Origin of the sequence: Azospirillum sp. (assembly GCF_035628975.1) — a bacterium.
Classification (GTDB): domain Bacteria; phylum Pseudomonadota; class Alphaproteobacteria; order Azospirillales; family Azospirillaceae; genus Azospirillum.
In genome coordinates, this window is the sequence record NZ_DASPIS010000006.1 from 1 (window position 1) to 13,470 (window position 13,470).

The window sequence follows — 13,470 nt, forward strand, 5'->3', positions numbered from 1 at the left end:
CCGATCCCATCCCGAACTCGGCCGTGAAAAGCCTCCGCGCCAATGGTACTGCGTCTTAAGACGTGGGAGAGTAGGTCGCCGCCAGGTCACTCAGGCTCAAGAGACGTCAAACCAAAGCATAAACGCTGGCATCCTCACGAAATCCATCACCCCATACCGAGACATCCGCGGGGTGGAGCAGCCCGGTAGCTCGTCAGGCTCATAACCTGAAGGCCGCAGGTTCAAATCCTGCCCCCGCAACCACCGACAGTTGACAGCCCGCCTCCAACGAGGCGGGCTGTCGGCGTTTCGGGTCCGCTTCGGCGCACGCCTCCAGGATCGCCAGCAGGTCGCCATGAAGCTGGGCCTCCAGCCCGGCGCCCGAGGGGCAGGGGGACAGCACGACGCGGTCGACCATGGACCTGATCATCTCCATCGCGACCATCCCCTCGTCGCCGTCGCCGAGCACGGACTCGAGCTCAGCGATCTTCCGCCTGTACAGCTCCGGCAGGTTGGCCGGCAGCAGCATCTCCGGCGCCTCCGTCCCCAGGGCGCCGATCTCGGCGGCGAGCGTGGCGCGCTCGGCCTCCAGGGCGGACAGCCGCTCCTTCAGGGCCGGGCTGTACATCCCGTTCTCCACCGCCTCCAGGATCGACGCGATCTTCCGGTCGATGCCCGCGAGGGCGCGCTCCTGGTCGCCGCGCCGGTTCCGGGCCTCGGCCTGATCACGCCGTTGCGCCACGACCATCTCCTCGATAAAGGCGGCGACCACGTCGGCGCCGAGCAGGCGCTCCTTCAGGCGCCGCTGATCGCCGCGTCCGTGTAGGTATCGACAACTGTGAGCTGGTCCCCGTTTCCGGGACAGTCAGATAAGCTTGGTTCGCCACGAGGAAGGACGGACTTGATGACGGGGAAACGGAAGCGGTATTCTGCGGAGTTCAAGGCGAAGGTGGCGCTGGAGGCGATCCGGGGCGAGTTGACGGTGTCGCAACTGGTGGCCAAGCACGGCGTGCATCAGACGCTGATCAACGCTTGGAAGAAGCAGGCGATGGATGGGATGGCTGGTGTGTTCTCCGGCAAGGCGGAAGCCGCCGAAACCAGCCATCAGGGGGAGGTGGAAAAGCTCCACGCGATGATCGGCCAGTTGGTGGTGGAGCGCGATTTTTTGCGCAAGGCCTCCGGTCGATGAGTGTCGGCCGGAGGCGGGAACTGATCGAGCCGGAGCATCCGCAGTTGTCGATCACTCGACAGTGCGAGCTGGTTTCCATCAGCCGGTCCAGCTACTACGGGCCGGCCAAGGGCGAACCGGCCGTGAACCTGTACTTGATGCGGCTGATCGACGGACAGTTCCTGGAAAAGCCCTGGTAGGGTAGCCGGCAGATGACCCGGCATCTGCGCCGGCACGGCCATAAGGTCAACCGCAAGCGGGTTCGCCGCCTGATGGCGCGGATGGGGTTGCAGGCGGTCTACCAGCGCCCGAAGACGACCGTGCCGCATCCCGAGCACAAGATCTGGCCGTACTTGCTGCGTGACATGACCATCGACCGACCCAACCAGGTCTGGTGCGCTGACATCACCTACATTCCGATGCGTCGGGGCTTCCTGTATCTGGTAGCGGTGATGGACTGGGCGACGCGCAAGGTCTTGAGCTGGCGGCTGTCGAACACCATGGACGTCGAGTTCTGCATCGAGGCCGTTGATGAGGCGATGGCGCGGCACGGCCGGCCGGACATCTTCAACACCGATCAGGGCAGCCAGTTCACCAGCCCGCGCTTCACCGGCCTCTTGACCGCGGCCGGCATCTGGGTATCGATGGACGGGCGCGGCCGGTGGATGGACAACGTCTTCATCGAACGGCTGTGGCGATCGATGAAGTACGAGTGCGTCTATCTCCACGCCTTCGAGACCGGCAGCGAGGCCAGAGCCGGGATCGGCCGCTGGATCAATTACTACAACGCCGACCGCCCACACTCCGCGCTCGACGGCAGAACCCTGGCAGAGGCCTACGACGGCACACCGAACCAGATCAGATTGGCGGCATAACAGGAACCAGAGCCAAGCTTATTTCAGCCGCAAATCTGTCCCGGAAACGGGGACCAGCTCAGTCCCCGAGCGGACCTCCGGGCCGCTGCTAATCGGGACCTGGAAGAATCGAATTGTCCGCGCAACAGGGCGGCGGAATTTTCATGTCCGATTTCCTCCCGCACCGGTTGGCGGGGTACACTGGTTGGTGAACATCCTCTGAGGAGCGAGGATGCGAGCGAAGAGGAGGGCACGGTCATGCCCAAGACGCGCACGTACTGCCAGACCCAGATCGACGAACTGAGCCGCAAGCTGAAGGAGGCACCTGCGCCGGAGCGCAAGCTGTCCACCAAGCAGGCGGTCAAAGCGCTGAAGGACGACCTGCTCGAGAAGCAGCGACAGGGATCCACGCTCCGGGGCTTGGCCGAGTGGCTGAGCGCCAATGACTTCGCGATCTCGGCCTCGGCACTCGGCGACTATCTCGGCGAGGACGACAAGACCAAGGGCACGAAGAAAGCCCGGACGAAGACGGCCATCAAACCGAAGAGCCGGGCGGCAGCCCCTGTTACCCCGATGGCCGCCACCCGGACGGGTGTGGCGAACGTGACGCAGCCGGATGGTGCCCGCGCGCCGGACGAGCCGGAACAGCAGCAGCGGCTCCCTCTCGCCGGGCTCGTTGAGACGAAGTAGCACAGTATATCGGGAAGGGCGGTACGGACAGATTGGTTACTGCCCGTGCCGCCGGACCGGTGAGATCACCGGTTCAACAAGCACCACCGCCAGCATGACCCGGAACCCTGCAAGGGAGGATGGTGACGGTTGGCGCACCCAGCCCTTTGAAACTACCGACCTTCGCCGCGGACAGGCTTGGCCCGCTCAGGTACATTGTGGGTTCCGATGAAAGCGGCCGGGGATTCCGACATGAAGCCGGTCCATCGTTCCGATTTGAAAGCGGTCCACATTCCTGACACTCTCCAGCGGCTTAACTGAACCGATAGATACGACCGGTTTCGTTCAGATGCTCCAGCCGTGCCATCGCTTCGCGGTCGGAGGTGGTGAGCTTCCGCACCTCCCGGTAAAGATGCATGAACTCGCCGCGCAAGGTACTGGCGAAGATACCCGGATCGTCGGTGCCCACGCTAACCGGCGGCTGTTGTCCGTTCGACTTCAGCCCGAGCCAGCGGAGCACATGGTGCTCGGAAAAATCCTTGTAGAAGGAAATGCGCACATTGCTCGTCGGCAGCGTCTCTATCACCACCCGCCGCTCGACGATGAGCGTGAGGACATACTCCTGCAGCCAACGCAGCAGCCGTGCATCCAGGCAATCGCGGCTCACCTGTTCATAGATGCGGCTGCGTTCGATGACGTCGGGATCGTGGTAACGCCGGAACAGGGCGAAGGCGGCCGGCGTCTCCTGCGCCGCCTTCAGCAGGAGTTGCCATTCCTGGCTTTCGTCTTCGACCGGGCTCCACCACAGCGGATGACGCTCGGCGGGAGCGGTGAATGCCGAGGGCGGGGCCGGTCGACCATGTGCGGTCCGGTTGGGGCTCCCCGCGTCTGGATGGTCCCACCACGCGGCGCTGGGATCCTCCAGGCGAAGCGGGTCGAGATGACGGAGCTGCCAAGCGGTCCACAGCAGATGGCAATCCAATTCCTGGCCGTAGATGGCGCGGGACAGCTTCTGGATCTCGTCTTCCAAGCTGGTGATGAGGCAGACCGCGCCCGGCTCTTTCAGGAGCAGGCTGCGGGCGAACACCAGATCGTCCAGACGGTCGCCGCGGCGCTGGCGAAGCTGGGACGGAACCCGGCTGCACCATAGTTCCGGCGCGATACCCACCGCGGTGCCGTGGCCGATCCGGTTGCCCTCGCGCAAGTTAAGGAAAGTCACCGCTTCGTATACTGCGCGGATGCCGCTGATCAGGTGCTCGAAGTCCTCGCCCACATGGTAGGTGAAGTGGACGAACCCGGCCCGGCGTGCCGCACGGTAGACCGGCGCGAAAACCTCCGGCGGGGTGTGCAGCTCGTTCGCCGCCGCATCCATGCCCGTCAGGTAATGCCGTACCCGTGGCAAGGAGTCGACCGCCGTCCGCAGATGGCGCCAGCGCGCCGCTATGGCCGACCGCAGCCGACCGAAGCGGCAGCCGGAGTCCTGACGGGCTTGGGCCAGTTCGTTGTCCTTGATGAAATGCACGGTGAGCCGCAAGGCCATGCGCGCCGGGTTCAGCGCCTCATGGTCGGAAAGATCGATCGGGCCTTCGGGGATGTCCCGGACGCCGGTCTCCCGCAGGTATTGAACATAGCCGCCGAGGATGTTGCGCAGCGTCCGGTGCAGCGCCGGCCCGTCTGCCGGGGGCGCAAAACGGGCCTCGACGAAGGCCAGATCGGACGGCACGTTGCGGGCCAGCTGATGGAAGCGCGCCGTGTAGTCGACCTCCGACAGCCAGCGGACACCGTTGAAGGTGAATTTCTGGAACTGCTCGAAGCCGAACTGCTCCGCCTGCTGGACGCACAACGGCACGAAGGTGGTGTTCAGGACGAGGAGGTAGACGTGCAGCGCGCGGGCCAGCCACTCCTCCTTGAACCGGTCGAGGCGGCGGTAGGCCAGCACCAGGAACAGGATCTCCTGCGCCAGCCGTCCGCGGACCACGTTGGGACCGAAGCGGTCCTCCACCGGATGGAGGTCGGTGTCGGACTCTTCCTCCGGACGCTGGCCACCCAAGGGAATAAGGAGGCCGGTCAGGGAAACCTGACATGGCTGCCACGGCTCCTCGAACAGCCGCTGCGCGATCGTCAGGCGCAACCGGCGCGCGGCGTGCAACTGGTTCGCCACATCGGCCGCGCCATGGCGGATGCCCAGCTGCTCGTACAGCTCCTGCACCATTTCGGCCGGCGTGTTGGGGGCCGCCTCCCCATCGCCCAGCGCCGAGGTGAGATGGCTGACGAAGATGTCGATGTTGGACAGCGCATCCTGCCAAATCTTGTCCACCTCAGTGCTGCCGTTCAGGTGGAGATGGGTGTCGTAGAGGCCTTTGCGCGCGATGAGGTCGTCCACCGGCTGGCTCATAGGGGTGATGAGGGCCGTATGGGCGAACTGGGTCAGGTGGCGGCGGGCGTACTCCTCGACGCGATCGATCCGTGGCTCGGGCGCACCGAATTCCCGGTAGAGGCCGAACGCGATGATGGGCAGCGGCGACAGGCGCGCCAGTTCGTTCTGCCAATCGCCGAAACAGTCGAAGTCGGCGAAGGTCTGGTCCCGCCAGAACCGGAGGTACCGCTTCGCATAGGTGTCCAGCACCGCATGCAGCACGCCCCACAGCTCGTCCACATCGCCGATCAAGCCGTCACGCCAGTTGCGGTAGACATGGTCGGGGATCTCATAGTCGATCGCCCGCTCCAGCACGAGCGCGCGCCGTTTGATCGCGGCCACCGAAGGGGTGTTGCCGCCCAGATAGTCCTGCAGCGTCGCGCTGTCCTTGAACAGCTGGCGGATGACACGGGTTTCCATGGAAGGTGCGTATTCCGGTTTTGATCAAGACTTATTGCCGCGGGACGCTCTCTCCGTGCGCGTCTTGGCAGGCTCCTCCGGCCGTTCCTCTTCGACCCGGAACCCTCCGCCGACCACCGGCACCGAGTTGAGGAGGTCGTGGAGGTTGTCGAACGCGAAACTCAATCGGTCATGGTTGGGGATGCGGAGTTCATAGTCCGCTTGCAAACCGCCTTCCTTATTGCCGAATGCTGCGTCCTTCTGGTCATGCCCGATGGTGTTCCCGTCTGTCAGCTTCAGATAGGCCGACCACAGCGGGCAGCGGTAGATCGCCCAGAAGAATTTTGGCTGCTGCACGCCTTTGATCGTCTTGAAACGCTCCAGGTTGTACTCAAACACGCGGTCGCTGGTGACCGGGTTTCGGAGGTTGATGCCGTCCACGCCCAGATAGATCATTTCCTCGACCAACAGGGCGTTGAAGAAAGCAACGATCTGCCGATGCAGGATGTTGCCGAGGAACCGCTCCCGTCGCGGCAGCACGTCGTCGATCGCGGCGAGGGTGACATGAAACCGGGCCCAGATGCGTGCGAGCACGTAAGGTGGTGGCGGTGCAACTTTTTTGGCGTCGCTTACCCAGGCCGAAATGGTCCGTGTCAGGACGCTGGCGCTGATGTCGCCAACCTCCTCCTCTTCGCTCGACGATTCCGAATCGTCCTGCTGCTCAAGTTCGGCTGCGGCGGAGGCGTTCTTCGACATCCAGGGCGGAACGGGGCAGGCGCGGATGTTGACCGAATCGCGCAGGACGCGGACGATCCCGTCGTTGTTGCCGTTCGCGGCACGGCGGATCAGTTCCGCAACAGCGGAGATGATGCCATGCACGGACACGTAGGTCGGCCGTTCGCCGTTCTTCTGGACCCGGCAGGTCGGCAGGCCGACGAGGGCGCGCATGGTTTCTGAGGTCAGGCGCGTTTGCAAGCTATCAATGGTGTTGTACCAGATGTTCTGTGGAGTAGTGTCAAGGTTAAGATCTAATAACGTGCAGCTGTTAAATACTTCGGTATGATATCGCTCCGCCAAGCCGCTCGCATCAGATAAAGCTCTGCTGATGTTGACGACGTCTGGGCCGTACAGAGCGGCAAGAGTCTGTCGGCTCGACCGGCTGCCGCGGCGCAAGGTCTGCACGGTGCCGAGCCGCAAACCCGCCTTGCTGTCGCCATTGATCACGGCAACGAACAGCCGGACGACCTCAAGGCTGGATCCGTGGCGCTCCAGTTCCGTGAAGCGGATGAAGTCCTCGACCGGCACGGTCCCGTCGGCGGTGTCCCGACCGGACGCCTTTGCCGTCAGCAAATTGTTGGTGAGAATTTCGTGCGCGAAGCAAATCCGGAGCATGTATTCGAGGCCCAGTTCCGGATGGTCCAGGCACTGCCCGCGCAGCCATGTCCCGATCGCCAACAGCGCCGTGTTGAGCTCGTCCTCGGTGTGCTCGGGCAGCATATCCTGGGCGATTTCCCACAGCCGGTTTTTGGTGAGGAATTTCGCCACATAGCCGACCGCCCGGTTGCCGCCGGACTGGTACAACTCGTCGATCGACGTGTTGTACCGCAAAAGCGTGTCAAGAAAGATCGGGGGAAGCCCATTCGCCAGCTCCGCCCAGGGGCGATCCTTGTCGGCGATCGGGTACAGGGACAGCAGGTGAACGACGGTCCGCACCGGCAGCCGCAGAATCATCGCAATCGTGTTCCCAAGCGCATAGGCGCTCAACCCGAGCCGCTTTTGGAACATGACCTCCAGGCAAGCCTTGAGCGTCATCTCCGCGGCGGCGCCGGAGGACGCGTCGGTGCTCGTGGGAACCCGGAGACGAATGTCATCTTCCATGCCGCTGAGCGGCAGCAGCGGGATGCGGTTGCGCGGCGGCAGAACCTTGAGCATGTATTGCGTCTGCAGGTGGTTGACCATCTCGCGCAGGCCCGGTTCCTGCGTCTTGTCGTGGTTCAACTGCCGTTCGGAGAACTGGTCCCACTGCTTGCCGCGGACCAGGAGCGAATAAAGATCGATGTCGCCCGATAGGACGACGATGAAGCGCGGCGAGGTCAGGTAGCGGCGCAGCACCTCCAGCACCGGCCAGCCGCGCTTGAAATCGGTGTCGATGTCGTCCAGCGCCAGCAGGAAGGCCTGCTTCCCGATATAGTCCAGGCTGCTCTTGACGAAATCGTGGAAGCGCGTTTCCAGCTCCGACCCGGCGTCGGCCTTGTCCAGCCCCTTGCGCAGCACGTACTGGACGTCGTCCCAGGAGTCGCCGAGAGCCCGGTCCGGCCCGATCCCGTCGAGCAGTGCCAGCCCCTGGGCCAGACAGCGCAGCTTCTTCTGCCACTCGTTGAAAGAGTCGTCGCCGGGTGACCGGTCCCCGACCACGTTGCGGTGCCGCTCCACCGCCCTTTTGATCTTGTTCAGGATGACGACGAATGTGTTTTCCTTGTTCTCGATCAGCGTCGGATCGACGACGCCGAGCATCGCCACCTTGGCGCCGATCTCCGCGCGGTAAGCGTCGTCCTTCCGGAACAGGCGGAAGGCGTTGCGGACGAAGGTGGTCTTGCCGCTGCCGCGGCTGCCATGGATGACGATCGTGTCCTGGCGGCGGTCGAACAGGATGTTGCTGCCGTCCGCGTCCATGTCCTCCGGGTCGGGCGGCCTGGACGCCGCAAGCGCCGGATCGGCTAGCCGCTTGATGATCACTCCCGCCAAACGGTCGAGAGCCTGCTGCTGAATCAGTTCCGATTTGTTGTCCAGCTTGCGGACATCCAGCCGCGCAGTCAGATCGATGAGAACCATGGCGTTGCCTTCCTGAGCGGGCGCGTGCATTCAATGCCGGCCTTACAAAACCGGGCGCACTCTATACCAAAGAACACAACTCGAAAAAGTGATTGGTCTACGCTGCCCACAGCTTTTATCTGAATATCTTGGCATGCAGTTGCGGGACTCGTCAGGGAGCTTTGGTTACAATCGGGAAAAAGGCCGACACCCTGCGCACGGTGCCGTGCGCGTCCGGGAGCGTGAGTTGCTTGGCCTCCAGCAACTGGCCCTTCTTGTCCTGGTCGCCACCGGGGAAAAGCGCCCGCCAGAACTCCCGCATTCCCGGCGGCTGGGCCTGGAGCAAGGGGTTTTCCACGGCATGGGCCTTTATGGTGTAGCGGCCGTTCAACTCCACCTCCAGCAACCGTCCGCGCAGGGGCGTCAGCGCATCGAGACCGTCGATCGGATCGACCGTCTCGGCTCCATGGGTGGCCGGGTCGACGCGGAAAATCGCCAAGGCCCGTTCCGGCTTTCCTTCGATGCTGACACGAGCGTCGAAGGGTTCGCCGGTTTGGTCGGCGACCACCTGGGTCAGCAGCAGGAAATAGCGGTGCGTTGCGGCCGCCGGGTCCTTCCCGGCGGGAATCCGGGCCAGACCCTCGGCGCTGGCGGTCGGGTGGAGGACAAAGAATGCCGCCGGGTCGTAGTCGATGCGCCGTTTCGCCACCGTCAGCCGGGGCGGGGCCAGGCTGCCGGATCCTCCTGTATTGCCCGGCGCCAGCGCGAAGGCGTCACCGGTGAAGAACAGCTGCATCGGCGCGGTCGGCTCGCTGATCTTACCGACTTCCGGCTCGTATCGAAACTCGCCGCTCTGCGTGTCGGCGACGCAGGTGCGCACGGCGCGGGAAAACGCGACGGCGGCAAACCATCGCGGCCCGATGCCGTCCGGCGGCAGCACGACATAGCTCGCCGCGTTTATCCCGGGATCGACGTCCGCCGTGTCGAAGGTGTGCCCGAAGGGTCCCATGATTCGCAGCTCCGGCGGCGCGCCGGATTGTCTGGCAAAGATCGTGCTCGGGTCGAGCGGTCCCACATTGTCGGCCGACCAGTAGGAGTCGGGCGCCGGACCGACCATCCAGGGCGCGTCGCCGGACGATGGCGCACCGGGAACCATGTTCACCCGGTCTTCCGTCACGGTTGCGAGCAGAGCGTCGCCGATGCCATGTTCGCGGTAGGGGATCTCGTCGACGATGACCAGCTGCGGCGCGGCGGCGGCAAGGTTCTTGCGCGCCTTCGCCGGGAACTCCTCGAATCCCCGGGTGAGCGGCAGGATTGCGAGGATCTTCGGCGGCTGCGGCCGCCCGGCGCGGTGCGACGTGACGATGCGCCGCCAGCGCTCCAGCCCCAGCGCCCGCTCCATCCCGCTGACCCCCGCCGCTGGGTTCTTCAGCGCCCCGCTGTAGCGCGATTCCAGGCGCAGTGCGTAGCGCCGGTAGGAGCGGCCGCGGAAGTTCTCCTGCGGATCCAAGGCCAGCACGACGGGACCGGAACCGCGGTTCGCACCGTGCGGCCAGGGACCCGCGATGGTGGGCCGGCCGAGGAAACGTCCGCCGATGGCGGCGACCGCCTCCCACAGCAGGATGTCGGGGGAGCTGTCGCGCTCCTCCTGTGGCATCGGCTTTCCGTCGCCGCGCAGGCGGTAGGCGTCGGTAGGCGGTTCGCCGAACGTGCCGCCGATCGTCCGGCCCATCAATGGCGGCACGATCACCGGCTGGCCGCGCCAGACCCAGCGTTCCACCTCGATCTCGAAGCGGGAAAAAAGAGCCAGCGTCTCGGCCGCGTCGGGGCCGAACAGCGGACCTTTCTTGTAGGTGCGGGCCACCGACAGCTCGATGAAATCGCCTCTTTCCTCCACCGTGAGTGCTTTCCACAGGGTGTGCGCATCGACAGTCACCACCCGCGCTGTTTCGACCGCGAAGGTGGAGCCGGGAAGCACGGCGTAGCCTTGCGCCCTCCAGCCACGCAGCACCTCGCCCGGGTCCTCCAGGACGCCGAGCGCGCGACGCGCTTTGTCCGTGAAGCGCGGCATGTCGTCGGCACGCAACAATGCATGGCATTCGATGCGGGCGATGCGGCCCGGCGCCACGACGATCGACAGCGTGGTGCCCTGCTCAATCCTGACGGACAGCGCCGCCATGGCGTCCGGGTCGCAACGGACCTCCGCCGGCACCGGATTTGCGGTGAAGCTGAGAAGGTCAGCGGCGCTTCCCGGTCTGTAGGTCAACGGGAACAGCGCGCCGGCCACCTCCTCGACGAAATCTCCCATACTCTCGTTCCACAGCCAAGCGCGCACGCCGATGGCCACCACCGCCGGTTCGGCAAGCAGGGGGATGCTGTCCCCGGCAAGGCGCCACAACGGGGCCGACGGAGCCGTCTCGACCGTGCTCAGGGTGTCGAAATGTTGGATCAGCGCCTGGGCGAGCCGCTCCACGGCAGCGGCGGCGGTCCGCTGCTCCTCCGCATTGGTGGGAAGCGGAGGCGTGCACCATTCCCGCAGCGTCTGCGGATCGATGCCGGGTGCCATGATGTGGAACCGGAAACTGCTCTTGAGTTTCTGGTCGTATTCGGCCGTTCCAGGGGTCAGGAAGGCGAGCGGCGGGCGGTCGCCGGCCGCGCCGACCCCTGCGGCCGGCGTGTCGCGGAGAATTTCGTGCAGGCGGGGGCTGACCCCGGCGGGCGGCTTCGGCCAGAATTCGGCGTCCGCCGGTGTCTCTGGATTGAAGCTGATCGGCCCGACCGCCACCGTTCGGCGGTAGGTGTCCTCGGCCACAGCGGACGGCGGCGGACTCCACCCCGTGGCCGGGGCGGGTTCGAAGGGCGTGTCGGCGTCGGCGATCTCGGGCGGGAGCCCGCCGGCGCTGCCGATGCCGAACACCGCGAGCTGGTAGACGTCACCATAGCGCAACGCCGGTGCCCGCATGGCGTCGAACAGCCCCCTGGCTTTCGGTTCCGGCTCGCGATAGTGGATGAGCTGATGCCCGTCGGTCAGGTGACCGTCCCCAATCCCGCTTGGCCCGGCCTCGCTCAGGCGGTAGGTGGCGACCGCGGCGGCCAGCGGATCGTCGATGCCGAGAAGGCTGCCCCGGTACACCATCTCCGGCCGCGTCACGCCGCCGATATGGGCCAGCCGGTACGGCACCACCACCCGGCCGGCCAGACGGGTCGCCTGAACCTTGCCGCCGGCCTCGTCGTCCGCCGTCCAAAGGGATCCGCTGGTGACGATCCGCCACTCGCCCCAGTGCGTTCCCGCTTGTCCGGCGCGGCCCCGCCGCACCGCCAACCCGACTCCCGCGAGTTGCCGCAGCGCCTCTTCCGGCGCGGCGTCCAACGTTTCCTCGGCTTGCGGCTCGCCGAGCAGGATGCGGATGCCGCGCGGCAGGCGGTCGAGATCGGTCACCGGATCGGCGGTCGCCGCCATGGCCGCAACGGGTTCCGGGGCCGGCCAGATGCGGTCGAGGTAGACATGGGCCAGTGTGCCGAGCACCGGCAGGATCATGCCGTCCTCGCCCGGCGGCATGCCGCGCCGCCTCAGATCATCCCCAAGCCGGTCAATCAGTACGACCACCGCCTGGACGGTTTCGGAACGGGCAACGGCGGAGGGTTGCGCGTTCTGGCCGATCGCCGAAAGCAGCTGGCGCTGGCGGAGGGTGCGGCGACGTTCCGGCAGCGGAACACCGAAGGCTACAGCCGCACGCGCCGCCGCCTGCGGCAGGCTGTCGAGTGCCTGCAGCAGGAGCTGCCGCCGTGCCGTCACGGCGGCGTCCGCGGTGGCGTCTTCGGTGCGTGCGGCCGGGCGGGCAAGGGCCATGCGCCACAAGAGCCAGGGCAGATCCTGGTAGAGCCGGGCGTCGCCACGCACCTGCTTGACGACGGCGAGCCGCGACCGCCGCCGTGCCGACGCAGCGCCCGTGCCTGCCGCCGAAGGGCCGCCGGACGTTGGCATGCCGGCGTGGCGCAGCAGCGCGTCGTGCCAGTCGTCCAGCGTCAGTTCCCAATAGAGCTGCTTGAAGGCGGCGGTCAGGGTGGGGGAGGCATCATCGAATTCGGTGTGCCCGGCCCCCTCTTGCCCAGCCGGCGTCTGCGTGGTGATGAGGAGCTTGGCCAGCCGGGCGGCGGCGCCGGTCACGTGATCCTGCAACAACGGCCCTTCCTCGGGGGTGACGGGATGCGGCACCGTGTCGACGAGCAGGCTGGCCAGCGCCGCGGTGCCCCAGGCTTCGTCGAGGGTGGCCGGGTCGGCGTCGCCCGCCGGCTGGGTGAAGCTGACGCTGGTCACCACGCTCGCCGTGTCGAGCGCGGTGCGCAGCCGGCGGTCCAGCGCATCCAGCCAGCTCTCCTCCGGCAGATGCGGCCGGTCCAGCCAGTAGGTGGCGAAGGAAAAGCCGTCGAGGCCGTTCATCGGCGGCGGCTGCACGGAGAAGAGCCGGCACGGCAGGGTCTCGACCACCACATCCAGGCCGGCAAGCGGTGCATAGGGGAAAACCGTCGCGACGGCGGTCAGGGGCTGCGTCGGCAGGACCGGCTCGGCACGCTCCACCACCTGCCCATCCTTCCGGCGGACGAGATCGGGCAGCAGGACCAGCGGGCCGAGATCCCAGTCCTGCTGCCGCAGGGTGGCGAGATCCACCTTCACGTAGAGCGTCGCCCGCAGGCTGTTGCTCACCTGGCCGGGCAGCGTCGACAGGTAGAACAGCAACTCCGCCAAGCGGTAGACCTCGCGCTCGCTCTCCACCGGGGTGGGAACCGGCGTGCTTGGGGGCACCACATAGGCCAGATCCACGGCAAGGTCGGCCGCCTCGCCCCGGCAATAGTGCTGCTCGAAGCGGAGCGCCAGCGGTTCGGCGATCCCGCGGTCGGCGAGCGGCAGCGGAACGGGCTTTGGACGCAGCTCCGCGACGCTGCCGTCGGCCGCGACGTTGAAGGCGAGCATCAGCTCCCCGTCGTCGTCGATGAAGTTCCACGGGCAGGCCGCGGGCGCCAGCTCGTCGAAGGACGCGGTATCGGCAGGCTCCGCGTCGTACGACCCGGCGAGCTGAAGGGCGAGGATCACGGCGTCCGCGGTCCGCGGGTCGACGAGGGGGCCGACCGGCAGGAGGTTGGCGACGACGCGGAAGGTGGTGGCCGGCATCGGT

5 protein-coding genes, 1 tRNA gene, 1 rRNA gene and 1 pseudogene are annotated in these 13,470 nt (G+C 66.1%); 5 read left to right on the plus strand and 3 right to left on the minus strand.

Annotation, left to right across the window (positions count from 1 at the left end; genetic code table 11):
• The 5 genes and pseudogenes from rrf to VD964_RS01195 all read left to right on the plus strand — a co-directional run.
• Positions 1-87: ribosomal RNA gene (gene rrf, locus VD964_RS01175) — 5S ribosomal RNA — on the plus strand; the annotation flags it as partial.
• A 79-nt stretch (positions 88-166) separates the two neighbouring features.
• A tRNA-Met gene (locus VD964_RS01180) sits at positions 167-243 on the plus strand.
• A 91-nt stretch (positions 244-334) separates the two neighbouring features.
• On the plus strand, positions 335-805 hold the full coding sequence (locus VD964_RS01185; RefSeq protein WP_324864691.1) for a hypothetical protein: 471 nt from the start codon (positions 335-337) through the stop codon (positions 803-805).
• Between the two features lie 78 nt (positions 806-883).
• Positions 884-2,022 (plus strand): annotated as a pseudogene (locus VD964_RS01190) (IS3 family transposase).
• 237 nt (positions 2,023-2,259) lie between these two features.
• Entirely contained in the window at positions 2,260-2,691 is a 432-nt protein-coding gene (locus VD964_RS01195) for a hypothetical protein (protein ID WP_324864693.1), read from the plus strand.
• Between the two features lie 292 nt (positions 2,692-2,983).
• Here VD964_RS01195 and VD964_RS01200 read toward each other — a convergent pair whose 3' ends face one another.
• The 3 genes from VD964_RS01200 to VD964_RS01210 form a co-directional block, all read right to left on the minus strand.
• Positions 2,984-5,506: a hypothetical protein gene (locus VD964_RS01200; protein ID WP_324864695.1), complete on the minus strand. Its 2,523-nt coding sequence runs from the start codon at positions 5,504-5,506 to the stop codon at positions 2,984-2,986.
• A 24-nt stretch (positions 5,507-5,530) separates the two neighbouring features.
• Positions 5,531-8,317, minus strand: a complete 2,787-nt coding sequence (locus VD964_RS01205; RefSeq protein ID WP_324864697.1) for an AAA family ATPase — start codon at positions 8,315-8,317, stop codon at positions 5,531-5,533.
• 151 nt (positions 8,318-8,468) lie between these two features.
• Complete coding sequence (locus VD964_RS01210) at positions 8,469-13,466, minus strand: hypothetical protein (RefSeq protein ID WP_324864699.1); 4,998 nt, start codon at positions 13,464-13,466, stop codon at positions 8,469-8,471.
• Positions 13,467-13,470 lie beyond the last annotated feature (4 nt).